The sequence below is a fragment of the Hydrogeniiclostridium mannosilyticum genome (assembly GCF_003268275.1).
Taxonomy (GTDB): domain Bacteria; phylum Bacillota; class Clostridia; order Oscillospirales; family Acutalibacteraceae; genus Hydrogeniiclostridium; species Hydrogeniiclostridium mannosilyticum.
Genome location: NZ_QLYR01000001.1, coordinates 583,705 through 608,667, shown reverse-complemented (window position 1 = coordinate 608,667; position 24,963 = coordinate 583,705). Strand labels below are relative to the sequence as shown.

Annotated in this window: 23 protein-coding genes; 16 read left to right on the top strand and 7 right to left on the bottom strand. The window is 56.6% G+C overall.

The window, feature by feature from the left end; all coding sequences use genetic code 11:
* Positions 1-16: 16 nt before the first annotated feature.
* On the top strand, positions 17-595 hold the full coding sequence (locus DPQ25_RS02860; protein WP_112331655.1) for a hypothetical protein: 579 nt from the start codon (positions 17-19) through the stop codon (positions 593-595).
* 103 nt (positions 596-698) lie between these two features.
* Here DPQ25_RS02860 and DPQ25_RS02855 read toward each other — a convergent pair whose 3' ends face one another.
* The 4 genes from DPQ25_RS02855 to DPQ25_RS02840 form a co-directional block, all read right to left on the bottom strand.
* A complete protein-coding gene (locus tag DPQ25_RS02855; protein WP_112331654.1) occupies positions 699-1,448 on the bottom strand; it encodes a class I SAM-dependent methyltransferase in 750 nt (249 codons plus the stop codon).
* 13 nt (positions 1,449-1,461) lie between these two features.
* Positions 1,462-3,096 (bottom strand): ADP-ribosylglycohydrolase family protein, encoded by a 1,635-nt coding sequence (locus DPQ25_RS02850; protein WP_177576804.1) that lies wholly within the window; start codon positions 3,094-3,096, stop codon positions 1,462-1,464.
* 128 nt (positions 3,097-3,224) lie between these two features.
* Positions 3,225-4,151: a ketopantoate reductase family protein gene (locus DPQ25_RS02845; protein ID WP_177576803.1), complete on the bottom strand. Its 927-nt coding sequence runs from the start codon at positions 4,149-4,151 to the stop codon at positions 3,225-3,227.
* Positions 4,152-4,165: 14 nt separating this feature from the next.
* The gene (locus tag DPQ25_RS02840) at positions 4,166-4,981 is read right to left on the bottom strand and encodes a helix-turn-helix transcriptional regulator (protein ID WP_262510504.1); all 816 of its coding nucleotides are present in this window, start codon (positions 4,979-4,981) and stop codon (positions 4,166-4,168) included.
* 150 nt (positions 4,982-5,131) lie between these two features.
* Between DPQ25_RS02840 and DPQ25_RS02835 the strand changes: the two genes are divergently transcribed.
* The 15 genes from DPQ25_RS02835 to upp all read left to right on the top strand — a co-directional run bounded on the left by DPQ25_RS02835 (position 5,132) and on the right by upp (position 21,184).
* The gene (locus DPQ25_RS02835) at positions 5,132-6,460 is read left to right on the top strand and encodes an oxidoreductase (protein ID WP_112332018.1); all 1,329 of its coding nucleotides are present in this window, start codon (positions 5,132-5,134) and stop codon (positions 6,458-6,460) included.
* A gap of 72 nt (positions 6,461-6,532) precedes the next feature.
* Positions 6,533-7,306 (top strand): 3-ketoacyl-ACP reductase, encoded by a 774-nt coding sequence (locus DPQ25_RS02830; protein WP_112331650.1) that lies wholly within the window; start codon positions 6,533-6,535, stop codon positions 7,304-7,306.
* A 41-nt stretch (positions 7,307-7,347) separates the two neighbouring features.
* Entirely contained in the window at positions 7,348-9,318 is a 1,971-nt protein-coding gene (locus DPQ25_RS02825; protein WP_112331649.1) for an FAD-binding protein, read from the top strand.
* 70 nt (positions 9,319-9,388) lie between these two features.
* Positions 9,389-10,150 (top strand): sugar phosphate isomerase/epimerase family protein, encoded by a 762-nt coding sequence (locus DPQ25_RS02820; RefSeq protein ID WP_112331648.1) that lies wholly within the window; start codon positions 9,389-9,391, stop codon positions 10,148-10,150.
* Between the two features lie 21 nt (positions 10,151-10,171).
* Entirely contained in the window at positions 10,172-11,182 is a 1,011-nt protein-coding gene (locus tag DPQ25_RS02815; RefSeq protein ID WP_112331647.1) for a hydroxyacid dehydrogenase, read from the top strand.
* Positions 11,183-11,184: 2 nt separating this feature from the next.
* Complete coding sequence (locus DPQ25_RS02810; RefSeq protein ID WP_242978195.1) at positions 11,185-12,261, top strand: sugar kinase; 1,077 nt, start codon at positions 11,185-11,187, stop codon at positions 12,259-12,261.
* Between the two features lie 28 nt (positions 12,262-12,289).
* Positions 12,290-12,952, top strand: a complete 663-nt coding sequence (gene eda / locus DPQ25_RS02805) for a bifunctional 4-hydroxy-2-oxoglutarate aldolase/2-dehydro-3-deoxy-phosphogluconate aldolase (protein WP_112331646.1) — start codon at positions 12,290-12,292, stop codon at positions 12,950-12,952.
* 262 nt (positions 12,953-13,214) lie between these two features.
* Positions 13,215-14,681: a polyphosphate:AMP phosphotransferase gene (gene pap / locus DPQ25_RS02795; protein ID WP_112331644.1), complete on the top strand. Its 1,467-nt coding sequence runs from the start codon at positions 13,215-13,217 to the stop codon at positions 14,679-14,681.
* A 15-nt stretch (positions 14,682-14,696) separates the two neighbouring features.
* On the top strand, positions 14,697-15,194 hold the full coding sequence (locus DPQ25_RS02790; RefSeq protein WP_112331643.1) for a DNA-deoxyinosine glycosylase: 498 nt from the start codon (positions 14,697-14,699) through the stop codon (positions 15,192-15,194).
* A 287-nt stretch (positions 15,195-15,481) separates the two neighbouring features.
* Entirely contained in the window at positions 15,482-16,774 is a 1,293-nt protein-coding gene (locus DPQ25_RS02785) for an MATE family efflux transporter (RefSeq protein WP_112332016.1), read from the top strand.
* A gap of 387 nt (positions 16,775-17,161) precedes the next feature.
* Entirely contained in the window at positions 17,162-18,838 is a 1,677-nt protein-coding gene (locus tag DPQ25_RS02780; protein WP_112331642.1) for a formate--tetrahydrofolate ligase, read from the top strand.
* A gap of 9 nt (positions 18,839-18,847) precedes the next feature.
* Positions 18,848-19,270, top strand: a complete 423-nt coding sequence (gene tsaE, locus DPQ25_RS02775) for a tRNA (adenosine(37)-N6)-threonylcarbamoyltransferase complex ATPase subunit type 1 TsaE (protein WP_112331641.1) — start codon at positions 18,848-18,850, stop codon at positions 19,268-19,270.
* Positions 19,267-19,977, top strand: coding sequence for a tRNA (adenosine(37)-N6)-threonylcarbamoyltransferase complex dimerization subunit type 1 TsaB (tsaB, locus tag DPQ25_RS02770; RefSeq protein WP_112331640.1), 711 nt, complete (start codon positions 19,267-19,269; stop codon positions 19,975-19,977). The genes tsaE and tsaB overlap by 4 nt, the downstream gene beginning before the upstream one ends.
* 54 nt (positions 19,978-20,031) lie before the next feature.
* Positions 20,032-20,475, top strand: coding sequence for a ribose 5-phosphate isomerase B (gene rpiB / locus DPQ25_RS02765; protein WP_112331639.1), 444 nt, complete (start codon positions 20,032-20,034; stop codon positions 20,473-20,475).
* Between the two features lie 76 nt (positions 20,476-20,551).
* Positions 20,552-21,184: a uracil phosphoribosyltransferase gene (upp, locus tag DPQ25_RS02760; RefSeq protein ID WP_112331638.1), complete on the top strand. Its 633-nt coding sequence runs from the start codon at positions 20,552-20,554 to the stop codon at positions 21,182-21,184.
* A gap of 215 nt (positions 21,185-21,399) precedes the next feature.
* Here upp and DPQ25_RS02755 read toward each other — a convergent pair whose 3' ends face one another.
* From DPQ25_RS02755 to DPQ25_RS02745, 3 genes are all read right to left on the bottom strand, one after another.
* A complete protein-coding gene (locus DPQ25_RS02755; protein WP_112331637.1) occupies positions 21,400-22,614 on the bottom strand; it encodes a homocysteine S-methyltransferase family protein in 1,215 nt (404 codons plus the stop codon).
* 29 nt (positions 22,615-22,643) lie between these two features.
* On the bottom strand, positions 22,644-24,338 hold the full coding sequence (gene argS / locus DPQ25_RS02750; RefSeq protein WP_112331636.1) for an arginine--tRNA ligase: 1,695 nt from the start codon (positions 24,336-24,338) through the stop codon (positions 22,644-22,646).
* A 63-nt stretch (positions 24,339-24,401) separates the two neighbouring features.
* The gene (locus DPQ25_RS02745; RefSeq protein WP_112331635.1) at positions 24,402-24,935 is read right to left on the bottom strand and encodes a DUF1934 domain-containing protein; all 534 of its coding nucleotides are present in this window, start codon (positions 24,933-24,935) and stop codon (positions 24,402-24,404) included.
* Between the last annotated feature and the right edge of the window lie 28 nt (positions 24,936-24,963).

The window sequence follows — 24,963 nt, the reverse complement described above, 5'->3', positions numbered from 1 at the left end:
AGAGAGGAGAATAATCATGGCTACCAATCAGACTAATCAGCCGATGGATGCAGGCGCTGTGTATGGAGTTACGCCCTGTCCGGGCGGCGATTGCACCCATTCCCCAAACCAGGGGTATTTGCCGACCTTGGAGGAAATCGCCAGCTATAATTATGTGAACCCGGTAAATCCGGTGCGCCGTCCATCGCCTCAGGTGGCGGATCCGACAAGGGTGCCGGTGACGCAGCTACAGGGGCAGCAAAACCAGTCGATGGCCCAGACGCCGCAAAGCATGCCCGGTTCCCAGGGGCTGCAGTCCATGGCGCCCGGTGCGGCGGGCGGAAATGCGGCGCCAAATCCGCTGGCGCCGATTACCTCGACCACACAGCCCCCGCCCATCTCCGGGGACAGCCTGCAATATTTAAACGGCTTTATGCGCACACAAATCGGCCGCACGGTAGTTGTGGAATTTTTAATCGGGGCGAACACATTGGTGGATCGCACGGGAATCCTGCTGGCTGTCGGCGCCAATTATATTTTGCTCAATGAAACTGAAACGGATGATATCCTGGCATGTGACTTTTTCAACATCAAGTTTATTCGGTTTTATTATTAAAGCCAGAGAAAAAACGGCCTCTTTTATATAAGGAGGCCGTTTTTCATTGAGCGGGCCGAGCGGTATAAGCATACCAGTACGGCTTTTTTTCCAGTCTGATTCTTTATTTTTTTATGGAACGCACCGCGATATAGGAGGGAATATGGTGGTCGTGTAAATTACCTTCCCCGTTTGTGTCCTCATAGAGATGGGTTATTTGAAAGCCGGCCTGCAGCTGGCCCCCCAGTTGTTCTTCTAACGTGTGTGAGAATTGAATGCCCCAATCGTTTTTCAAACAGTCATTTAATAGCTGCTGATTTTTTAAAGGGTTAAAGGGGAGCGAATAAATAATCCGGTCCTCCCCGTCATCAAAGGCATAATTAATTCCAATATCATATCCGCCAAGCAATATTCCGCCTTTTTTCAATACCCGATAACATTCTCTAAAAATAGGCTCAACCTTTTCCACGTAACAATTTGAAACAGGGTGAAAGATAAGGTCGAACGCTTCATTCGGGAAAGGCAGCCTTTGAGTCATATCTGCCTGAATAATTTCTACATCGTAGCCTTCACGCTGAGCGACTTTCCGTTCGCTTTCACATTGTGCGGAGGAATAGTCCAAAACGGTACATTGTGCCCCTAATGCGGAAAAAATAGGAATTTGCTGGCCGCCGCCGCTGGCTAAGCCCAGTATTTTTTTCCCTTTTAAACAGCCAAACCACTCATGTGGGACAAATTTGGTTGGCGTCAGATAGACTTCCCACTGCCCCTTCAGCGCTTGACTGTAGATCTCATGGGTAATTGCCTGACCCCAGATCCAACCTTCCAGACACCAACGGTCTATGACGTTGGCATTTTCCAATTGATAATTCATGTTCTTTGCTCCTCTATTCCGTTTTTTTCTGCCGTTTGGTTTCCAGAATGTTTGCTTCGGCAGCCTGTCGGATATGTTCTAGTGTTTTATCGACCAGTATGGATAGCTCCACCGTCCCCACGCCAAAGATGGAGGTCTCAAGCTGATGATGGACGGGAACAGTCCATTCATAGCCGATTTGTTCAATTCCGTTCCGCATACCGAGCACGGAGCCCACGGTTGCACCGTTACAGTCCGTGTCAAAGCCGGTCTGAACAGCCAAGCAGATAGACTTTCCGAAATCTCCGGAGCCGTAAAGCAGCGCAGAGGCTACAATCATGGCGTTGGAAAGAGTGTGGCACCAGTCGTGCGGGGAATGTTCGTCATATATCCGGTGGATATGGTCAAAGCAGACCTTTTCTGGAATGCCCGCGTGGAAGCCCTCCAGCACGGAGTAAACAGCCCGGTAGAGCCGGGAGGTGCTGGGAATCTGAGAAACTCCTGTGCGGAGAATATCTTCGAGGTCTGTGCTGACTGCCGCTTGTGCCAGCATGGCGGCAACAAACATTTCCCCGTAAATGCCATTTTTGATATGGGAGATGGAGGCATCCCGCCAGGCCATCTCCGCAGCTGACTCGGGTCTGCCGGGATGGATATAGCCATAATAGTCCCCGCGGATTTGCGCGCCGATCCATTCCCGGTAAGGGTTTTTATATTTTGCGGAAGCCGGCGGCGTATATCCTCTGATAAGGTTGCAGTAGGCGACCCGTTCAGCGGTGCAGTAAGCGTTTTTACCCTGCAAATCCAGCCAAGCATTGGCCACATCCTGTGGAGTAAAATGAAGCCCGGAGCGCTCAATAATGGCTTGGGCCAGAACTGTGTAATTGGTGTCGTCATCCACCGGAGCCCGCTCAACGATATCAGCATAGCAGCGGCCGCTGAGTGGGAAATTAAACTGTTGCAGCATCTCGGCGGTAATATCGGTGCTCAGAATATACCGCCGCATAGGAAAATTGCCCGAGGCCTTCAGCAGGGAATGCAGCTCGTTGGTGCGGATGCCCTCAATGGGCTTTCCGAGCAGACAGCCGCAGATTCGGCCCATCCAGGCGCCCTGGACTTTACTTTGCAGCTGCTGTGGGTTGAGAGCAACTGATTTTTGACCTGTTTCGTAGCCATCCCGCAATAGCTTGATCTGTTCCAGGTCCGACGGCTCTGTATAGGGATAGTCCGAACGGACCGGTGCATTGACGGCCAGGCGGAATAGAATGTCGGCAATCTCTTCCTTTTCGGCGCTGCAGGGCAGCCGGGCAGTTTCTTGAAAAAGCCCCTCCAGGGAACCAACGTCCAGCCCCTCTTCATAGGACTGCCTGTATTCGACTGTCAGGCCGGAGGAATAGGCCTCCCAAGCGGGAAGACTGCCGTAGTTGGGAAAAATTTTATTATGACTTGCCAATTCCTCGGTGACCCGCCGGCCGTTGTGCTTGATCAGGGCATCGAGCGAGAGGCCAAAGCAATTGGATATCTTTATCAGCCTGTCAATTTCCGGAAGAGAAGCCCCGGACTCCCACTTTTGTACGGTCTGACGAGAAACGCCAATGAGCTCTGCCAACTTTTCCTGAGATAAGCAGTAGGACTCCCTGAGTTTTAAAATACTTTCTGAAATCCCCATTACAACCACTCCTTTGTCTATCAGAATAGGGCATTGAGCGGTAGATGGCAACCGCATAGGCTTTGCATTTTTGGCGCCTAATGGTTGCGGAAAATGAAACATAGCTGTTATAGCTGCAGCATACGGGTCTACTCCAGCGGGGTGCGGCGGATTCCTTCCCGAGCCTTAATGAGGTTGAAAAAGACCCGGTTGACCGGGGTGGGAATGCCGTATTCCTGCCCAAGGTCAAGGACTGTGCCGGCAAAGCAGCCGGCCTCGGTGTCCCGTCCGGCTTCCACGTCCTGAAGCAGGGAGGTTTTACCGATTTTCGGAAAGGTCTCCATCATATGGTCCAGCTCCTCCAGGTCTCTATGGCTCAGCGGGATACCCTTCGCCTGGGCGACCGCCAGCGCTTCCTCCATGGCGTCAACGAATAGGGTGTGAATCTCAGGAATGGCGGAGATGTGCCCATATTGTGCGCCCGTCAAGGCAGAAACCTGGTTGAGGCCGACGTTCAACATCCATTTTTTCCAGGTGGCATGCACCATATCGGGCATAATCCGGGCATCGATACCGGCTGCCGCTAGATAATCCCGCACCGCGGTGACCTCCGGCGCAGGAATACGGTTATCCCGATAGCCGAATTGGATCATACCGTCCGTACGGTTGACTACACCCGCTGCGGAGCGGACGGCATCAATGCCCATGGAGAGGCCGTAAAAGACCGTCTGCCCGGGGAATCCCTTTTGTAAGACATCGCGTGCTGTTACTCCGTTCAGCAGCGGGAGAATAATGGTGTGCGGGGCCAGGCAGGCGCGGATGAGAGGAAACGCCTGGACAAGCTGATGGTTTTTAACGCACAGGATTAATAAATCTGGGGCAAATTCTGCGGAGGCAGCGTGAATGACGGCGGGATAAAAGGTTTCCCCGTTCAGCTGCAGCCCATTGCCGCGGATTCGTTCCTCGCGGTCCCCGCCGGCGGCAACCCGGAACCGGCTGCCGTATTGCTGAAATAGACGATGTCCATAGACGGTGCCGATGGCGCCCATACCGATCATGGCGGCGGTTTGAATCATATGAAAATTCCTCCTCATTCTATTGATTGTTCGGCTGTCAGCCGGCGGCGGTATTGGCCGGGGGTGGCACGGCATTCCTGCTTAAAGGACCGAATGAAATTGTTTGCATCGGAAAAACCGCAGCGCTGCGCCACCTCTGTCACGGTAAGCGCGGTATGCAGCAGCAGCTCCTTGGCGCTGGAGATGCGGTTGCGCATCACATATTGCTTGGGGCTGCAGCCGATCCATTCCCGGAAGCAGTGGGAAAGATAGCAGGGGCTCAAAAAATATTCCTGTGCCAGGGCGGATATGTTGATTTCCTCCGTAAAATGCCGCTCAATATAACGGCGGATTTCAAAGACGGCATGGTTGACAGGGCGCTTGGGCAGCGGGAACAGCGCGCCATGCAGCCGGTAGCAGAGGATGAGCAGCTGTGTGAGCAGTGCGGAGCTGTAAAGGCGGCCCATTTTATCCGGCGAAGCAGGGGTTCGGTATTCTGTCAGCAGCCCCGCGCAAAGCATCTGTGCCTGCTCGGACACGGGGGACAGGTCAAATACGGGGCAGAAGCCGTCGGGACGGTTGATGAATACGGCGCGGAGCTTGGGCTCCGGCAGCAGATGTTCCAGGTCCTCGGGGGAAAACTGGGCGAAGTAGCGGCGGTAGGGCTCGGAACGCACCGTCAGGCTGTGCTCCTCAAGCTTGTTGAGAAAGATCAGCGAGCCTGGTCCGGCGGGGTAGTTTTTCTCTTGAATATGAATCTCTATGGCTCCGGCCTCTACATAAATCATTTCATAGACATTGTGAAAGTGCTGTAAAAAGGTCCCGGGGCGGTCGGCATATTGGCAGAGCAGAAACGGTCGGTTTACGGGCAGAGGGGCTCACCTTCCTTACAAATGAAAGCAAATCTGACGTATTTTTACGCAAGTCTGAAGGACCTGTCTTTAACGAGCTCTGTTATTATTGTAGTACAAAAAACGGAAAGCGCAAGAGGTGGAATAAAAATGCGGGCAGAAAAATTTACAGATCAGGGCCTGAACGCGGTTGTGGAGAGGGCGGAAAAATGCGGAGTGCGGCTTCCCCTCTCCGAGAATATAGACGTTCTGCGGGCGCCCCTTGAGGTGGCGGGGCGCCGGCTTGCCAACCGCTTGGCAGTTCAGCCGATGGAGGGCTGCGACGGTACGCCGGATGGCGCGCCCGGCGAACTGACGGCGCGGCGGTACCGCCGTTTTGCGGGCGGTGGAGCAGGGCTGATTTGGTTTGAGGCGGTTGCGGTGTCGCCGGAGGCCAGGGCCAACCCCCGCCAGCTCATGCTGACGGAGCAGAACCTCGGCGCATTTCAGGCGCTGGCGGCAGAAATTAAGGAAACAGCCCAGCGGGAGCAGGGGCTGGAGCCGGTGCTGATTTTGCAGGCGACGCATTCGGGGCGCTACAGTAAGCCGGAAGGAAAACCGGCGCCGGTTGTCATGGGGTATTGTCCCCCGCTGGAAAAAAACAGCAGCCCGGGCGTCTTTCATATCCTGTCGGACGATGAGCTCCAACGGCTGGAGGAGCGGTATGCGAAAACAGCCGCGCTGGCTCAGAAGGCGGGCTTTGACGGAGTGGATATCAAGGCCTGCCACCGGTATCTCATTAGCGAGTCGCTCTCCGCTTATGAGCGGCCCGGCCCCTATGGCGGCAGCCTAGAGAACCGCACCCGGCTGTACCGCAACGCGGTTGCTGCTGCGCGGTCGGTTGCTTCCGGGGGCTTTCTGGTTACTTCCCGGCTCAATGTCTATGACGGTCTGGCCTACCCCTGGGGCTTTGGCGTGCGCCCCGGCGGCGGTGAGGCGCCGGATCTGGCGGAGCCGGTTGAGCTGGTGCGGCATTTGTATGAGGAGGGAATGCGGCTGCTTGATATTACCATTGGCAACCCTTATTTTAACCCGCATATCAACCGTCCCTTTGACAAGGGGCCCTATGCGCTGCCGGAGGATCCAATTGTGGGCGTTGCCCGCCTGTGCGGCTGTGTTTCGGCAATCAAGCGTGCGGCGCCCGAAATGGCGGTGGTGGCCTCCGGCCTGTCTTATTTGCGGCAATTTTCCGCCAACCAGGCCGCGGGATTGGTTGAAAGCGGCGCCGCGGATCTGGCGGGCTTTGGACGAATGGCGTTTGCCTACCCGGATTTCGCGGCCGATATTCTCCGGGAAGGGCGCCTCAAACCGGAAAAATGCTGCCTGGCGTGCAGTAAGTGCACCGAGCTTATGCGGGCGGGGTCCACGCCCGGATGTGTAGTGCGGGACAGTGCGGTTTATGCACCGCTGTACCGCTGCGTGTTGCAAAAGCAGGGATAAAAGGCAATTTTACAGAAGAGCCGCTGAAAGGCTTGAACGGTGGCTCATGAAAGGATAAAGGAGGCCGATAACTTGGAGAGGACGGCAATTGTAACAGGGGCTAGACGGGGAATTGGGCTGGCGGTTGCGGAGGAACTGGCACAGGCAGGCTTTCGGGTTGTGCTTGCCGCGGTGTCGCCGCCGCAGGAGGCAGCCGGGGTAGTGGCGCGGTTCCGGGAAAATGGTTGGACGGCGGAGTATCAGTCCGTGGACATCTCAAAGGTGGAGGATCGCCGTGACCTGTTTGACCGTACGGAGGAGCGGTATGGTAAAATAGATGTTCTTGTCAACAACGCGGGAGTTGCGCCGCAGGTGCGCGCCGATCTGCTGGAGATGACGCAGGAGAGCTTTGACAGGGTGCTTTCCGTCAACCTGCGAGGAACATTTTTTATGTGCCAAGAGGCGGCAGGGCGGATGATTGCCGCCAAGCGGCAAGGCGGCGCGCTCTACACGCCGAGGATCATCAATATCGGTTCAATTTCCGCCTACACGGCGTCCGTCAGCCGGGGGGAGTACTGCATTTCCAAGGCGGGTGTTTCCATGGTGACCAGCCTTTTTGCCAGCCGTCTGGCGGAGGAAGGAATCCCGGTTTTTGAAGTGCGCCCGGGAATCATCCTTACAGATATGACAGCTGCTGTACAGGAGAAATACCAGCGGATGATCGAGGCGGGCATCACACCGATCCGCCGCTTCGGGCGTCCCAAAGATGTGGCGGATTGTGTAATGGCGGCTGTGAGCGGCCGGTTGGATTTTGCCACCGGGCAGGTGCTCAATGCGGACGGCGGCTTCCACCTGAGAAGGCTGTAGGCAAGCTCAGAACGCTGCTTGGAACGCAGGAGGAAAACAGCATGGAAAAACAAATCAGATTAGGGGATTGCCGCATCCCGGCGACGGTTTTGGATGCGGTGGTTGTGGGGTCCGGCGCGGCGGGATATAATGCGGCCGATTGGCTGTACGACCTCGGCTGCCGGGATATTGCGCTTATCACGGACGGCATCCAGCGGGGAACCTCCCGCAATACTGGCAGCGATAAGCAGACCTATTATAAACTATCTTTGGCAGGGGATGCGCCTGATTCCGTGGGGGCCATGGCGCAGGAGCTCTTTGACGGGGAAGGGGTAGACGGCGATATCGCTCTTGCCGAGGCCGCGGGGTCGGTGCGGTCCTTTATCAAGCTGGCAAACCTGGGGGTACCCTTTCCTACCAACCGCTACGGCGAATATGTGGGCTACAGGACGGATCATGAGCAGCGCGGGCGGGCAACCTCAGCAGGCCCGCTGACCTCAAAATATATGACGGAATGCTTGGAACGGGCTGTCCGGCAAAAGAAAATTCGGGTAGATTCGCCGCGGATGGCGGTTCAACTGCTGACGGAAGGGAATGAGGTTCAGGGGCTGATCTGCCTGGATCTGGACCGGCTGGACAATGAAGCTTGCGGCCTTTGCGCGTATTTGGCGCCCTATGTGATTTTGTGCACCGGGGGACCGGCGGGCGTGTATGAGGACCGGGTCTATCCGGAGAGCCAGGTAGGCATGAGCGGCATGGCGCTCGAGGCGGGCGCCGTAGCGGCCAATCTGCAGGAGTGGCAGTATGGGCTGGCGTCCACGAAATTTCGCTGGAATGTCTCCGGCAGCTATCAGCAGGTATTGCCCAGCTATAGGGTCAGAACACAGGAGGGGATGGAAAAAGAGTTTTTACCGGATTATTTTTCTTCGGCGGAAGCGGCGCTCGGCGCGGTTTTTCGCAAGGGCTACGAGTGGCCCTTTTCGATTGGGCGGGTGTCGGCCTCTTCCCGGGTGGATGTTGCGGTCTACCATGAGACCTGTGTACGGGGCGGGCGGGTATTTTTGGATTACCGGACGGACCCAGCCGGCTTAAATGGGCCGTTCAGCCGGCTGGAAAAGGAGGCGTACGATTACCTGTCCAATTCTCAGGCGCTGGTTCCCGGCCCATTGGAGCGCCTGCTCAGAATGAACCGGCCGGCGGTGGAGCTCTATCGTGCCCATGGAATTGACCTGAGCCTGGATCCGCTTGAAATCCGGGTTTGCGCGCAGCATTGCAACGGCGGGCTTGCCGTAGATGCCAGCTGGCAGACCTCGGTTCAGGGACTATACGCGGCGGGAGAGGCGGCGGGGACCTTTGGCGTGCATCGCCCCGGCGGTTCCGCCTTGAACTCGACACAGGTGGGCTCTATGCGGGCGGCGGAAGCCGTCGCCCTGCGGCTCAGAGCAGCCCGCTTTGACGCACAAGCCGCAATGAGGCAGGCGCAGGAACAACTGGCTGTGTGTATGGGCCGGCTCCGCAACGCATTTTGCGGAAAGACCGGCAGCCGGGACGGCGGTGTGCGTCTACGGCGGCAGGCACAGCGCGAGATGAGCCGCTGGGCTGCCCAAATCCGCGACATTGAGGGTATGCGGGGCCTCTCAGAGTGGCTTCAGGTCCGGCTGAACGGCTTCTTTGCCGAAAATGGGGTCCAGTCGCCGCAGGAACTGCCGGAGCTGCTGCGCAACAGGGATATTCTGTTGACACAGTACGCAGTGCTATCTGCGATGATTACCTCTGCTGAGCGCGTTGGCAGCCGTGGTTCGGCGCTGGTGCGCAGCCGGGAAGGAGAGCCCGGAGCCGGCCTGGATGGCCGTCTGGCGGATTATGCTTATAAGCCGCAGGCCGCGGGCTTTGCGGGACAAAAGCTGGTGACAGAGCTCCGGGAGGCCGCGGTTTCCCGTTTTGAGCCGGTTCGTCCCCTGCCGGGCCGGGGCGGTTGGTTTGAAACTGTTTGGAAGGAATACCGGGAGCGCCAGGGCGGTTTCAGCTTGTAATTTGGGGAGCGGCGCCCTGCCATACTCCCATGGGCGGGAACAAAAAATTATAGAAAGCGGAGGAGTCGAAATGCTTGGACTGACATCCATTTCCTTTCGGGGTAAAACGTGTACGGAAGTGATTGGGCTGGCAAAAAAAGCCGGTCTGGATGGAATCGAGTGGGGCGGGGACGTTCATGTGCCGCCCGAAAATGAAGAAGGGGCGGCGCAGGTAGGGCAGATGACGCGAGAGGCCGGCCTGGAGGTGCTCTCCTACGGCAGTTATTATCGTCTGTGCCAGGGAACAGATTTCCACCCGGTTTTGCGGGCAGCGAAGGCGCTCGGCGCACCGATGGTCCGAATTTGGGCAGGCAGTGTGGAGCGGGAAACGATAGATCCGGCTTACATGGATCAGGCAGCCGGTGAGCTGCGGCGCGTGTGCGCGCTGGCACAGGGAGAGGGCCTGCGGGTCAGCCTGGAATACCACCGCTGGACGCTGACCTGGCACAGTGATTCTGCCTGTATGCTGCTGAAAAAGGCGGGTGCGGGAAATCTTCATACCTATTGGCAGCCTAATCCGGATATCTCCCACGCGGAGAACTGCCGTGAGCTTGCGGAGATCCTGCCCTGGCTGTCGAGCTTTCATGTGTTTCAATGGAACCGGGGAGACGAGCGTCGGCCGCTTTGCGAGGGAGAGGACGTATGGCGCGATTATTACCGGATTGCCGGGGATAGGCGCCGGAATAGCCTGCTGGAATTTATCCGTGGGGATTCGGCGGCGCAGCTCCAGGCGGATGCACAAGTGCTAAAGCAATGGGAAAGCGCCTTTCAGCGAACCGGCGCATCTAAATAAAATCAGTGGGGAGGATTCAGGATGAACGCAATTTATATGACAACCCAGGGGGAACGTTTTATTGAGCGCGCTTACAGCGAGGAGACACGGGGGGCGTTGGAGCAGGAGCTGAATTTTCTGGGCTTGATACAGGACCCGGCACAGCTCGAAGCGCAAAGGGAGATTTGCCGGCAGGCGGACTATATCTTTTCCACCTGGGGAATGTTCAACCTAAATGAAGAGGAGCTGAAAACCTATTTTCCCCGGCTGAAAGCGGTTTTTTATGCGGCAGGCTCGGTACAGGGCTTTGCGCGTCCGCTGCTGAAACAGGGGGTTCGCGTTTTCAGCGCCTTTGCCGCCAACGCGGTACCGGTGGCGGAGTATACGGTGGCGCAAATTATTCTGGCCGGCAAAGGCTTTTTGCAGACGATGGCACTGTACAGCAGCGGCGGCAACCATCAGGCCGCGAGCAGCTACTGCGACGGCTTTCCCGGCAATTACGGCTGCCAGGTCGGTTTGATCGGTGCGGGGGCCATCGGCAGGCTGGTTATCCGGATGCTGAAGGAGTACCGGTTAAAGGTTGTGGTATTCGACCCATTTTTGAGCGAAGAGGAGGCAGAACGTCTGGGGGTTGAAAAATGCGGGCTGGAGAGGCTGTTTGCCGAAAGCCAGACCATCTCCAACCATTTGGCCAATAATCCGCAGACGGCCGGTATGCTGAATTACGGCCTGTTCCGCCGCATGAAGCCGAATGCAACATTCATTAATACCGGGCGCGGCGCACAGGTGGTGGAGGCGGATCTGGTACGCGCGCTGAGGGAAGAACCCGGGCGCACCGCCCTGCTGGATGTCACGGATCCTGTGGAACCGGTGGACCCCAGCGGGGAGCTGTGCCGGCTGCCGAATGTGTTCTTGACGCCGCATATCGCAGGCAGTATGGCGGAGGAGATCCGCCGCATGGGCGAATATATGAAAGAAGAGTACCAAGCGGTTGCCGCCGGACGTGCCGCCCGTTTTGAGGTCACGGAAAAAATGTTGGAGACAATGGCCTGACGATGCTTGAAGGTGAGGCCTTTTTTGTGTATGATGAGTTTAGACGGATTCCTGGGGATGGACATCAGGCTTCGGCTTGCAATGCCGGATGCATGCCCGGAAAGGGGTTGGAAGAGATGATTGCTCAAAAAATAATGCTGGTAGGGGAACCCATGGTGCTGTTTATTGCCCAACAGCCGGGGCCTTTGCATGAGGCCGCCTCCTTTTCAGCAGGCATTGCGGGGGCGGAATACAATGTCGCTGTCGGATTGCGGCGTCTGGGGCACGAGGCCGGATACCTCACACGCCTGGGGCGGGACCCCTTCGGCAAACGGATTGCCGCGCAGATGGAGAAAAACGGCTTGGATTTATCGTTGGTAAGCTATTCCCGGGAACGCGCAACCGGATTCATGCTGAAGGCAAAAAGTTCACTGGGGGACCCGGATATATTCTATTTCCGGAAGAATTCAGCCGCTTCCGAACTGGACGAGGCGTCGATTGACCGGCTGGATATGAGCGGTTTCCGCTATTTGCATCTGACGGGGATTTTCCCGGCACTGTCAGAGCAAACCTGGTCGGCCTCGCTTCGCCTGCTGGAACGGGCAAAGGAAAACCGCCTGACGGTGTTTTTTGACCCCAACCTCCGCCCTCAGCTCTGGAAGGATAAGGCGCTGATGTGCCGGCGAATCAACCTGCTTGCCCGTAAGGCGGATTATTTTCTTCCCGGCACCGGTGAGGGGGAGATTTTGATGGGCAGCCGGGAGGCCGGGGAAATCGCGCGTTATTACCGGGCTCAGGGCGTGCCTTGTGTGGTGGTAAAGACCGGCCCCAAGGGCGCGCTGGCGGCAGTGGGGGAGGAGATGATGACGGTACCGGGCTACCGGGTGGACCGGGTGGTGGACACCGTCGGCGCAGGGGATGGCTTTGCGGCGGGTTTTATCAGCGCTGTGGCGGAGGGGCTGCCGCTGGAAGCTGCCGTCCTGCGGGCTAATGCCGTCGGGGCCATCCAGGTCATGCACGAGAGCGACAACGAGGGCCTGCCGGCCAGGGCGGAACTGGGCCGTTTTATGGCGGCTGTGCCGCGCGCGGAAGAAACGTAATGGCAGAGAGGGGAAGGAGCCCGAAAAAATGACGGACAGAACAGAGAATTTTAATATGAAAATAGGCCGTGCCGGTATTTTGCCGGTGGTGAAAATTGTATCGGCACAGCGGGCGGAGGCGCTCGCGCAGGCCTTGATGGACGGAGGGCTTTTCGCAGTGGAAATTACCTTCCGCACGCCGGCTGCCGCGGAGGCCATTCAGCGCATTGTGCGGCGGACGCCGAAGATGTATGTTTGTGCCGGCACGGTGCTGACGGTGGAAAATGCCCGCCAGGCCGTGGAATCGGGCGCAGGTGCGGTGATCTCCCCGGGCACCAGTCTGGAGGTGGTGCGCTGGTGCCGGGAGCACGGGATCCCGGTTGTTCCGGGCTGTGCCACCCCGACTGAGGTAGAGGCCTGCAAGGCGGAGGGACTGGGCACAGTCAAGCTTTTTCCTGCGGAGGTAGTCGGCGGCCTCGCTATGCTGCGTGCGCTCGCGGGCCCGTACGCGGATATGCGCTTTATGCCGACAGGAGGAATCAATCCCCGGAATCTACAGGATTATCTGCGTCAAAAGAATGTGCTGGCCTGCGGCGGCAGCTGGATTGCGCCTACGGATAAGATAGAGAGCGGTTGCTTTGCCGAAATTACCGGGCTTGCCCGGGAGGCTGCCGCAATGGTTGCCGCTGTGCGTGGGAGCCGGGCGGTTTGAGTGAGCGCGGGCGATCCCGCGCCCTTTTTGATCGCCTGACCCTTGAAAATCCAGAAGCAATACCGCAGGCCGTTTCTGTGCGGAGCCGGCGGAGGACACTGGCTCTGGTTCGGATCAATTTGGCAAAAGGTGTGGGCGGGCTTATGCTGTTTTTTTACGAAAATGAGCCCGGCCGGCAGACTGTGAGGGAATAAACGGGGTACGCTAACCGGTGGGAACAGCTTGTTCCGGGGAATAAAATAAAAAGGTGGGACTTCATAGCATGGCGAAAGAAAAGAGAAATCAGTCAAACGGAGACGGACGTGAAAAGCTGGAGCTGAAAAAGCTGCGCGAGCTTTTGGCTGAGCAGCAGCTGCTGCTGAAGGAGCATAGGCTCCCGGTGCTTATTTTGCTGGAGGGCTGGAGCGGCGCCGGGAAGGGGGCTGTACTCAGCCGGGTGGTCAAAAGCCTGGACCCACGGTTTTATCATGTTTATGCAAAGAGCAAAACCACCGAGGGCGAAGAGCGGCGTCCCTATTTGTGGCGTTATTTTACTAAAATCCCAGAGGCTGGAAAAATTGTCCTGATGGATTCCGGCTGGATGGAGGACAGCGTTCGCGCGCATTTATCCGGCAGTCTGGATAATGAGGATTACGCGGCGCGCCTGACCTCCATTATGGCCTTTGAGCGCCAATTAGCCGTCAATGGCTATTTGCTGTTCAAGATCTTTTTGAATATTTCTGAAAAAGAACAGGGAAAACGGCTGGACCTCCTGCGGGAGGATAAAAACACCCGCTGGCGGGTGAATGAGGAAGACCTCTGGCAGAATAAGCATTATGACAAGACCAAAAAAGAGCTGGAACGCTTTATGGAAAGAACCAATGTGCCGTTTGCCCCGTGGCATGTTGTGGACGGAACAGATATTAGACAGGCGGAGCTGGCGGTGCTGAAGCTGTTGACCGGCGGCATTGACGGCGCGGTGAAGGGTGCGGCTGTCCGGCCTCAGCCGCTAGAGGAGGCTTTTCCCATGAAGAAGGCGGGGCTGCTGGCAGAGGTGGACCTGGGTAAGGCGCTTTCCGAAAAAGAATATGAGGTGCGCCTCAAAAGTGGGCAGGAGCGTCTGCGTGAGCTGCACAACCGCATCTACCGCAAGAAGGTGCCGGTGGTTATTGTCTATGAGGGGTGGGATGCAGCAGGCAAGGGCGGTAATATCAAGCGTCTGGCCGGGGCGCTTGACGCCCGCGGCTATGAGGTGGTTCCCATTGCTGCGCCGGAGCCGCACGAGAAATCGCGCCATTATTTGTGGCGCTTTTGGACGCATCTGCCCAAAACAGGCCATGTCACGGTATTTGACCGCAGCTGGTACGGGCGTGTTATGGTAGAGCGGGTAGAGGGACTGTGCAGCCAGGAGGAGTGGCGGCGGGCCTACCAGGAAATTAACGAGTTTGAAAAAGAGCTGACGGATTGGGGGGCGGTGGTCGTCAAATTTTGGCTGCACATCGACCCCGAGACCCAGCTGGAACGTTTTACCGAGCGCCAGAACACCCCGGAAAAGCGGTGGAAGCTCACCGACGAGGACTGGCGCAACCGCGAAAAATGGCCTGCCTATGAGGCGGCGGTGGACGAGATGCTGGCGAAGACAAGCACACAGTTTGCTCCTTGGCATATCATTGAATCCAATGATAAAAAGTTTGCCAGGGTAAAGGCCATTGAAACCGTTATTGCTGCTATAGAGCGCGCTGTAGGTTAGGGGGAAAGAGCAGTTTTGTATTCCTATGTTACGCATACGCTGGCTCCGGTGTACGACAGCAGCTCCCGTGTTTTAATCCTGGGGACTATGCCCTCGCCGAAATCACGGGAGGCGGGCTTTTACTATGCCCACCCACAGAACCGGTTTTGGCCCGTTTTGGCGGCGCTTTTCGCAGAACCGATTCCAGCTGCCGCCGCGGACAAAAAGGACTTTGCCCTGCGCCACCATATTGCCCTGTGGGATGTGCTGCATGCATGCCGGATTGAGGGGGCGGGGGACAGCACCATCCGCGATCCCGTGCCAAACGATATTGCAGGGCTGCTGGAAAAAAGCGCGGTTCGGGCAGTTTTTACCACGGGGAAAAAGGCGGCCGGCCTCTACCGGCGCCTTTGCCTGCCCAGCACAGGGCTGCCCGCCTTTTATTTGCCCTCGCCCAGTCCGGCAAATTGCCGGGGCTGTACAAAGGAGACACTGATAAAAGATTATCAAATTCTTTTAGAATATTTATGTTAGCCTTGCACCGCCTTTTTGATTATGGTATAGTGCTATTTAGTTATACTTCAGGCGGCAAATCATGCCCGGCGGATTTCGGCGGTGCACAGGGGATATGTGCTCATGTCCGGCGCTGAGATTACCCGTTCACAAAGGCAGGGCCTTTATGGGGGCGCATGGTTTCTGTAGTTTAAGGAATGGCGACCTATAAACAAAAGGGAAAAGGAAGGTAGCAAGTGAGTCATAATCCATTGAAAAAGGCCGGCAACAGGGCCTTTTACAAAACGGTTGTCGCGTTGGTTTTGCCAATGGCACTGCAAAATCTCATCAACGTGGGGGTGTCCTCGGCAGACGTTATCATGCTAGGGCAGGTGGGAGAAACGGTGCTTTCGGCGGCCTCGCTGGCAGGCCAGGTGCAGTTTATCATGACGCTGGTGTTTTTTGGGCTGACTTCCGGGGCGGCGGTGCTGACGGCTCAGTATTGGGGGAAGGGCGATACCCGCACCATAGAAAAGGTCATGGGAATTGCCATGCGCTTCTCGCTGATGGTCGGGCTGGCCTTTACGCTGGCGGCGTGGCTGATACCTGAGGTGCTGATGAGTATTTATACCTCTGAGCCGGAGGTGATCTCGGAGGGCTGTAAATATCTGCGCATCGTTGCGGTGGCTTATATTCCGATTTCAATCACGACAATATATCTAAACATCATGCGCAGCGTGGAACGCGTGGTGATTTCCACCGTTGTTTACTTAATCTCGCTGGTTACTAATGTTATTTTGAACGCCGTGTTTATTTTCGGCCTGTTTGGCCTACCGGCGATGGGCATTATGGGCGCGGCGCTGGCGACGATGATTGCGCGCTTTGTGGAGCTGGCGATTGTGCTGTTCTACTCTAAAAAGATGAACCGTACGATCCGGTTCCGCATATCAGACCTGTTTGTCAGGGATGGATTTTTATTTCGTGACTTCCTGCGTTATTCGATCCCGGTAGTGCTCAATGAGCTGATGTGGGGCGCGGGCGCTTCTATGAACTCAGCGGTCATCGGGCACCTGGGCAGCGCCGCTACCGCCGCAAATTCCGTGGCGCAGGTAACCCGCCAGCTGGCGACGGTTGTGGCCTTCGGTATTGCCAATGCGGCGGCGATTATGATAGGCAAGGCGATTGGTGCGGGCGATGTGGAGCGGGCCAAAAACTACGGTGCCCGTTTTACCAAGCTGACGTTGCTTGCCGGTGTAGCCGGCGCTGTGGTGGTGCTGATTGTCCGGCCAATCGTCATGGCAAGTATGACACTGTCTCCCGAGGCGGAGGGGTACCTTTCCATGATGATGCTGGTCATGTCCTATTTTGTCATTGGGCAGGCCTATAACACCACGATGGTGGTGGGCGTTTTCCGTGCTGGGGGCGACACGCGCTTTGGCCTGGCGCTGGATGTAATCAGTATGTGGTGCTGCTCCATTCTCTTGGGTGCAATCGCGGCCTTTGTGCTGAAGTGGAGCGTACCGGTCGTTTATATCATACTGATGAGCGACGAGGTCCTCAAGGTTCCGTTTACCACCTGGCGCTATAAGACGCGTGTCTGGCTGAAAAATGTTACGCGCTGACGGGCGTATTTAACCGTAATCCGCTTTATCGCTGCCGGTAAGGCGGATTTTTTACGTCCGTTAGGCGTAATAGGCGCCGGGCTCAGGGGGATGAGGGTTACGCCTGGGGCCGCGTAATTCCCCGGGCGGAGCCGGTAAAGCACGAACGGCGGAGCCGCCCGGCGATTTTATGGCGGCTTTGATTTTGAAAAGCGATTTCTGTCTTTTTAATCGGGCGCTCTTGTGTTATAATGGCTATAGAAAGCCTTGCGGCCGCTGTGGCTGCGGTATGCCGGGATGAGAGCGGTCGCCCGGACCGCTGAGAGAAGAGGGCGGGCTTCCGCCGCGAGATAGCCCCCGGGTAGAACGGCATGGCAAAACTAAAAACGGAGAGGGATGAATTTAGGTATGTTAAGCGATATTGAATTGGCCCAGCAGGCCAAGCTGAAACCGATTGCGGATATTGCCCGCGAGCTGGGTATACAGGAGGATGAGCTGGAGCCCTATGGACGGTATAAGGCGAAGCTGAACGAGCGTTTAATTGAGCGCTTACAGGACCGGGCGGATGGGAAGCTGGTTCTGGTGACGGCAATCAACCCCACGCCTGCCGGTGAAGGAAAGACGACCACCACGGCAGGTTTGGGCGAGGCAATGGCGAAAATTGGGAAAAAGGCGGTATTGGCGCTGCGCGAGCCATCCCTGGGGCCGGTGTTCGGCATTAAGGGCGGCGCTGCAGGCGGCGGCTATGCGCAGGTGCTGCCCATGGAGGATATCAACCTTCATTTTACAGGGGATATGCACGCCATTACAGCAGCCAATAATCTGCTTTGCGCTCTTTTGGACAACCATATCCAGCAGGGGAATGCTTTGGGCATCGACCCGCGCAGGGTCCTGGTTCGCCGCTGCATGGATATGAACGACCGGGCGCTGCGCAATGTGGTTGTCGGGCTGGGTGGCCCTTTGAATGGTGTGCCGCGTGAGGATGGCTTTGTCATTACCGTCGCAACGGAGGTCATGGCGATTTTGTGCCTGGCCTCCGACCTGGAGGACCTCAAGCAGCGTTTTGGCCGTATGCTGGTGGCCTATACCTACGACCGCAAGCCCGTCTATGCGCGGGATTTGAAGGCAGAGGGAGCAATGGCTGCTTTGATGCGCGAGGCGGTCTTGCCCAATTTGGTGCAGACGATGGAAAATACGCCGGTTATTATGCACGGCGGCCCATTTGCCAATATTGCGCACGGCTGTAATTCTGTGCGGGCGACACGGCTGGCGCTGAAGCTGGGCGACTATTGCATCACGGAGGCGGGCTTCGGCTCAGACCTGGGCGCAGAGAAGTTCCTGGACATCAAATGCCGTTTGGCCGGGCTAAAGCCCAGCTGCGTAGTGGTGGTTGCAACCGTGCGTGCGCTGAAATACAACGGCGGCGTTTCAAAGGCCGATTTGCAGGAGGAAAATGTGCCTGCTCTGGAAAAAGGGATCGTCAACCTACAGGCACATGTGGAAAATATGCGCAAATACGGGGTTCCGGTGGTAGTGGCAATCAACCGCTTCCACACGGACACAGCGGCGGAGCTTGCGGTTATCGACCGCTGCTGTGAAGAGATGGGGGTTCCCTACGCGCTTTCTGAGGTGTTTGCCAAGGGCGGCGACGGAGGAATGGACCTCGCCCGTAAGGTAGTCGCGGCGGCTGAGCAGGCTGGACAATCCACCGGCTTTTCCTGTCTGTACCCGGATGATATTCCCATTGAAGCAAAGCTTGAGGCCATTGCAAAAAATATTTACGGTGCGGACGGTGTTGCTTATACGGCGGCGGCAAAGAGGTCCCTGGAGAATATCCGCAGCCTGGGGGGCGACGCACTGCCGGTCTGTATTGCCAAGACACAGTATTCCCTCTCTGATAATGCCGCGCTGTTGGGACGCCCGAGGGGCTTTGAAATTACTATACGCGACCTGAGGTTGAGCAGCGGCGCGGGCTTTGTAGTCGCCTACGCGGGCGACATTATGACGATGCCGGGCCTGCCCAGCGTACCGGCGGCTGAGAAGATTGATGTGGACGGCAAGGGCGCCGTTTCAGGCCTGTTCTGAGGTGGACACATGAAGATGACCACTACTTCTCCCCGGGAGACGGAGCTGCTGGGCGAGCACCTGGCCCGGCAGCTGAAGGGCGGCGAGGTTCTGGCCCTGTTCGGCGGCATGGGTATGGGGAAAACGGCGTTTACGCGTGGGCTTGCACGTGGCTTGGATGTACAGGAGCCTGTCTCCAGCCCTACCTTTGCACTGGTAAATGAATATGCAGGGCGCTTGCCGCTGTACCATTTTGACATGTACCGCGTAACTTCCTGGGACGATCTGTATTCCACCGGCTTTTTCGATTATTTGGAGACGGGCGGAGTATTGGTGATTGAGTGGAGCGAGAATATTGAAGAGGCGCTTCCTGAAAATACGGTGAAAATTATTTTTAAGCGGGGAAACGGCGAGAATGACCGGGAAATTGAAATAGAAGGGTTAGAGCTATGAAGATCTTAGCAATGGATTCTACCGCGACGGCGGCATCGGTGGCTCTGATGGAAGACGGCTGCCTGTTGGGGGAATTTTATATGAATGTGAAGCTGACGCACAGCCAGACACTGCTGCCGATGGCGGAACAACTGCTTGCCTGCACACAGGTAGCGCTACAGGATATCGGCTTGTTCGCGGTTTCCGCGGGGCCGGGGTCGTTTACCGGGGTACGCATCGGCGTCTCGGCTGTCAAGGGCTTAGCGCTGGCACAGAGCAAGCCGTGTGTGGGCGTATCTACGCTGGAGGCAATGGCCTATAATGCCGGACAGCTGGACGGCATCGCCTGCTGCCTGATGGATGCCCGCTGCGGGCAGGTCTACGGGGCCTTGTTTGAGGTTGGAGGCGGTCGCGTTACACGGCTGACAGAGGATGCCGCCCTGCCAGCGGAAGAGATGGCCTGTTTGTGCCGGAAACAGAAGAAGCAGATTTTTCTGGTTGGCGATGGCGCCCAAATGTGTTATAATAAGACGGAATTTAAAGCTTTTACCCCCTTTTTGTTGGAAGAGCCCCTTCGCCAACAGCATGCGAGCGGTGTGGCGAAGGCGGCGGCGGCCGCTTTTGCGCGGGGACAAGCCGTTGCTGCTGCGGAGCTGCTGCCTCTGTACCTGCGCCTTCCACAGGCCGAACGGGAGCTGCGGCACAGGCAGACCGGTGAAAAGGGCTGAGACGCAGGGGGTAGGCTGCCTGAAACAGTGAAGAACAGAGAAGGGATTGAGCGGATGATAGCGTTAGGTTGCGACCATGGCGGGCTGGCATTGAAAAATGCGGTGAAGCAATATCTGGAGGAAAATCAGATTCCCTATAGGGACTTTGGCACCATGACGGAGGATTCTATTGATTATGCGCCGGTTGCCGTCCAAGTGGCGCGTAGTGTGGCCGGCGGTGAAAGTGAAAAGGGTATTCTCTGCTGCGGAACAGGGATCGGCATGAGCATTGCCGCAAACAAGGTCAAGGGGATTCGCGCGTCGGTCTGCACGGATGCATTTTGCGCAGAGATGACCCGCCGTCACAATAACTCTAATATCCTGTGCATGGGCGGGCGGGTAATTACCCCGGAGCAGGCAGTGGAGCTGACGAGGATCTATTTAGCAACACCCTTTGACGGCGGACGCCACGAGCGCCGTGTAAACCAGATTGCGGAAATTGAAAATGGAACCCTGTAAAGCTCAGAATTTCTTTGGAGCGTTTTTTCAGCTTCTTATAAATATTTTTTGATTTATTATTTAGGAGGATTTTGACATGGAGAATCAGGTATTCGTCATGAATCACCCGCTGATTCAGCACAAGCTGACGCATCTGCGGAACAAAACAACGGGATCCAAGGAGTTTCGTGAGCTGGTAAGCGAGATTGCCATGCTTGAATGCTATGAGGCGACGCGCGACCTTCCCCTTGAGGACACGCAGATCGAAACCCCCATGGGCATGGCGACCACTCAGGTGATTGCCGGACGAAAACTCGCGTTTGTCCCGATTCTCCGTGCCGGCCTGGGTATGGTGGACGGTGTGCTGGCCCTGGTGCCGGCGGCTAAGGTCGGGCACATCGGTCTTTATCGTGACCACGAAACCCTCCAGCCCGTTGAGTATTACAGCAAGCTTCCTTCCGATATCAAGGAGCGCGATGTCATTGTACTGGATCCGATGCTGGCGACCGGCGGCTCAGCCATTGATGCTATTTCCATTATCAAGCGCAGCTGCCCCAAGAGCATTAAGTTTATGTGCATTATTGCGGCGCCGGAGGGAATCAAGGCCTTTACAGAGGTGCACCCTGATGTGCATGTTTATTGCGCGGCGGTAGATGAAAAGCTGAATGAGGTAGGCTATATTGTCCCCGGCCTGGGCGACGCGGGCGACCGTATTTTCGGCACGCTGTAAGGCTCTGTCCCATGGCTGCGGGCTTACCTGCTTTCGTTAAGTTTACCTATTATCACCAGAGCCTTATCCGGCCTTCAGTGGAGTAAGGCTTTTGTTAAGCATAAGAGAAAAGGTGTGTTTCCACATTTGGAAACACACCTTTTCTCTTTTTTCCTTGGTAAACCGCGGTTTAAAGGCTGCCAAAGCGGGTCCATACTGTCGCGCGGGGAAGGGTTTCAGTAAAGGATCGCGCCATATTTACCCACAAAGGGAGTCAATTCCTCTTCTTCCAGGGGACAGTCGGTGTCAATGATGAGCCGCCCTTGAAAATAGCGCACGGCGGCGTCCAGGACTGGGAGGGAGGTGCAGCGCACGGCGATGGGAAGCCGTGAAAGCAGCGCGGCTTCAGCCAATATCAGTGCTTCGGAGAGATCCTCCACTTCTACTAAAGCAGTATTGATGCTCTCGTCCTCCAGGTCGATCAAATCGTCTGCCAAATGACTGGTGCAGGGGAGCGGGTCGCTGTAGACAAAATTGTCACCGAGAAAAAATACTTCGCCCTCCACAGCAACGGCATAACAGTCGGGGTCCGGTTCCTCCAAGGGGGATAGCGGAGGCAGCAGCGGGAAACATTGGGCAAGCTCCCGTATAAGCTCCGGGTTATTACAGCGCCGGGCATCAAAAATACGGACGCCCTGTTGTACCAATAGGGCCAGCTGCCTAGAAAGAGCCGGCGCACCGCCTTCTCCCCCCAGGGCCTCGGTGACCGGGGCGGCAAGCGGCACTGCCGCATGTGGAGCGGCCTTCAGCAGCGTATGCATGCCCTCTTCCGCTTGAGCGGCGGCGAGGCCAACGCCCGCCGCCCCCATTGACTGCAGAGTGATCAGGCAGGAAAGCAGCGAGCTGCCGGTGGCGGTTTCTCCCTTGCTGTCTGCTTCAACCAAGGCCAAAACCGGCAAACCGGTCGTGCGGCAGGCTAAAACCGCCGCGCGCATGTCCGCGAGGGCGCATTGCCGGTCCAGCACAATGAACTCCGCACCGGCCCGCTTGAGTACACGGACCTGGCGGCGGTAAAATTGGTAGATATCGTCATCAAAATCAGCATTGCCCTGCGGCGGCAGCTGGGAACCCGATGGGGAGAGGCTGGCGCCTGCGGGGACTGCGTAAGGGGCGGCCGCTTTTTTTGCTTCTTCAACCAAGGAGGTGTTGATAGCTTCAAATTGATCCTCCAAGCCCAATGCCGCCAGGTCGTGAAGGCCGGCAGAATCGGTGGGCGCGCACAGCAGCGTTGCGCCTGCTTGCAGGGCGTTTTCAAATAAGGTATGCAAAACGGAGGGGCGCTGTGCGGCCCAGCAGGCAGGGCTGGCGTTTTCCGGCATACCGGCATACCGCAGCTGAAACTCATTGACGCCGCCCAGCAGCAGCGGCGTGCTGCAAGTGAAATCCGTCATATCGAACCTCTCTTGAAAAAATACGGTATTTACATGGATTCGGGGGCATCAATGTTAAACATCAGCAAAACATTGCGGATAACCGTCCGAACGGCGGCGCAGAGCGCAAGCCGTGCTTTTGCCAGATGCTCCTCCTCACCGCGGATCCGGCAGGCGGTGTAAAAACGGTGGAAGAGGTTGGCCAGCATAATGACGTAGTGCGTGATGCGGGCCGGGTTGTAATCCTGCGCGGCGCCAATGATTTCATTGGTAAACGCGGAAATATGGCGGATCAGCTCCAGTTCTTCCGGTGCGGTCAGCAGGGCCAGCTCCTCATCCGTGCAATCTGCGGCGCAGGGGTTCTGCACGCCCAGCTTTTTAAAGAGGCTGCAAATGCGCGCGTGAGCGTATTGCACGTAATAAACCGGGTTTTGAGAATCCTGCTGAACCGCCAAGTCAAGGTCAAAATCCATTTGTGAGGAGGCCTCCCGCATATTGAAGAGAAAACGGGCGGCATCAACGGGGACCTCGTCCAGCAAATCGGCAAGCTGGATGGCCTTTCCGGTCCGCTTGCTCATACGCACGACCTCGCTGCCGCGGACCAGGCGCACCAGTTGAATTAAAACGATGTCGAGCTTGTCCCCGTCAAGGCCGATTGCATCCATAGCGCCCTTCATCCGGGCGACATGGCCGTGGTGATCCGCGCCCCAGACGTCGATACAGCGGGAAAAGCCGCGCTTCTCAAATTTGTTGCGGTGGTAGGCAATGTCGGCAAGAAAGTAAGTGGGGTTGCCATTTTGGCGCCTGAGAACCTCGTCCTTTTCTCCTCCGAATTTAGTGGCTTTATACCAAAGAGCGCCCTCGCTCTCATAGGTAAGGCCTTTATCCTGTAAAATCCGGATGACCTCTTCCAGCTCGCCGTCCTTATGAAGGCGGCTTTCGAGGAACCATTCGTCATAGTGAATCCGGTACTTATCCATGTCGGTTTTCATTTTGGCAATGTTTTTAGGCAGGGCATAGTCCACCAAGGCCTTGCGGCGTTCCTCAGCGCTTACCCGGAGCAGGCAGTCGCCGTAGGCGCCGGCGTACTGCCGGGCATGTTCCCGGATATCGTCGCCGTGGTAGCCGTCCTCCGGAAATTTCACGTTTTCCTCGCCCTGAAAAATCTGCAAGTAGCGGGCCTCCAGGGATATGCCGAATTTTTCAATTTGGTTTCCGGCATCGTTGACGTAAAACTCACGCCACACATCGTAGCCGGCGCAGTCCAGCACGGCGGCCAGGCAGTCGCCGGTGGCGCCGCCGCGCGCGTTGCCCATATGCATGGGGCCGGTGGGGTTGGCGGAGACGAACTCCACCATAATGCGCTCCTTTTTGCCGAAGTCGCTGTGCCCATAACGGCTGCCCAGGGCGGCGACATCGCGCAGGATATCCGTATAGAACTGCGGCTTCAAATAAAAATTCAAGAACCCGGGGCCGGCAATTTCCACGCGGTCAAAATAGGAGGAGGCAAGGTCGATGTTTGCGGTAATTGCCTCTGCAATTTTCCTGGGCGCGCATTTGAAGGCCCGCGCGCCTGCCATGGCGATGTTGGCGGCCCAGTCCCCGTGTGACCGGTCTGCCGGTACCTCCAGTGTGAACGCCGGCAGTGGGGCCTCAGGCAGCGTGCCTGCCTGAATGGCGGTATTTACAGCGGCAGCAATCGCCTGCTTTAAGTCGTCGGTTGCTTTTTGAACTAATTTGGACATATGTGTCTGTTCACGCCTTTCGTGTTTCGTGGTTTTTAATATTCCCGGTCCCTATGGGAGCCGTTACTGCCCGGCGGGTTCCTCATTTTGTTCGCCGGGAGCCTGCCGGATGCGTGCCTTCAGCCGAATTGGTTTTTTGGTTTTGAGCGCCTGCTCTTCCTGCTCGTTTTGTTTGAGGCCGGTTTCCTTGACAGAGATGGCGATTTCGTTGTAGCTGGACAGATTGGCGTTTACATCCAGTGTATAAGAGGCCTTCAGCACGCCGCCTTTTTCGTGGAGCTCGTTAAGCAGGCTCTGGGTAAACACGCCGATGGTCATGGTGCCGAAGCCGGTATCGTACTGGCACAGGTGGCGCTTGCCGTTTTCCAGAATTAACCGGGTGCGGTCATCATCGCCGCGGATCATCGTCATTTTATCCTTTTCCACTTTAAGGATAGAGGTTCTTGGTCTGGTCTGATTTTCGTCGTATTCCTTATAGACGATATACTGTTTACCGTTTTTTTTGATATAATCGCCGACCGTGGTAACACGGACTTCTCCAAGCTCGCCGTCTACGTTCTGGCGGCCGATGATGGAGATTAAATAATTTTCTTGCATAAACAAGTTTCCTTTTATTTTAATTTTT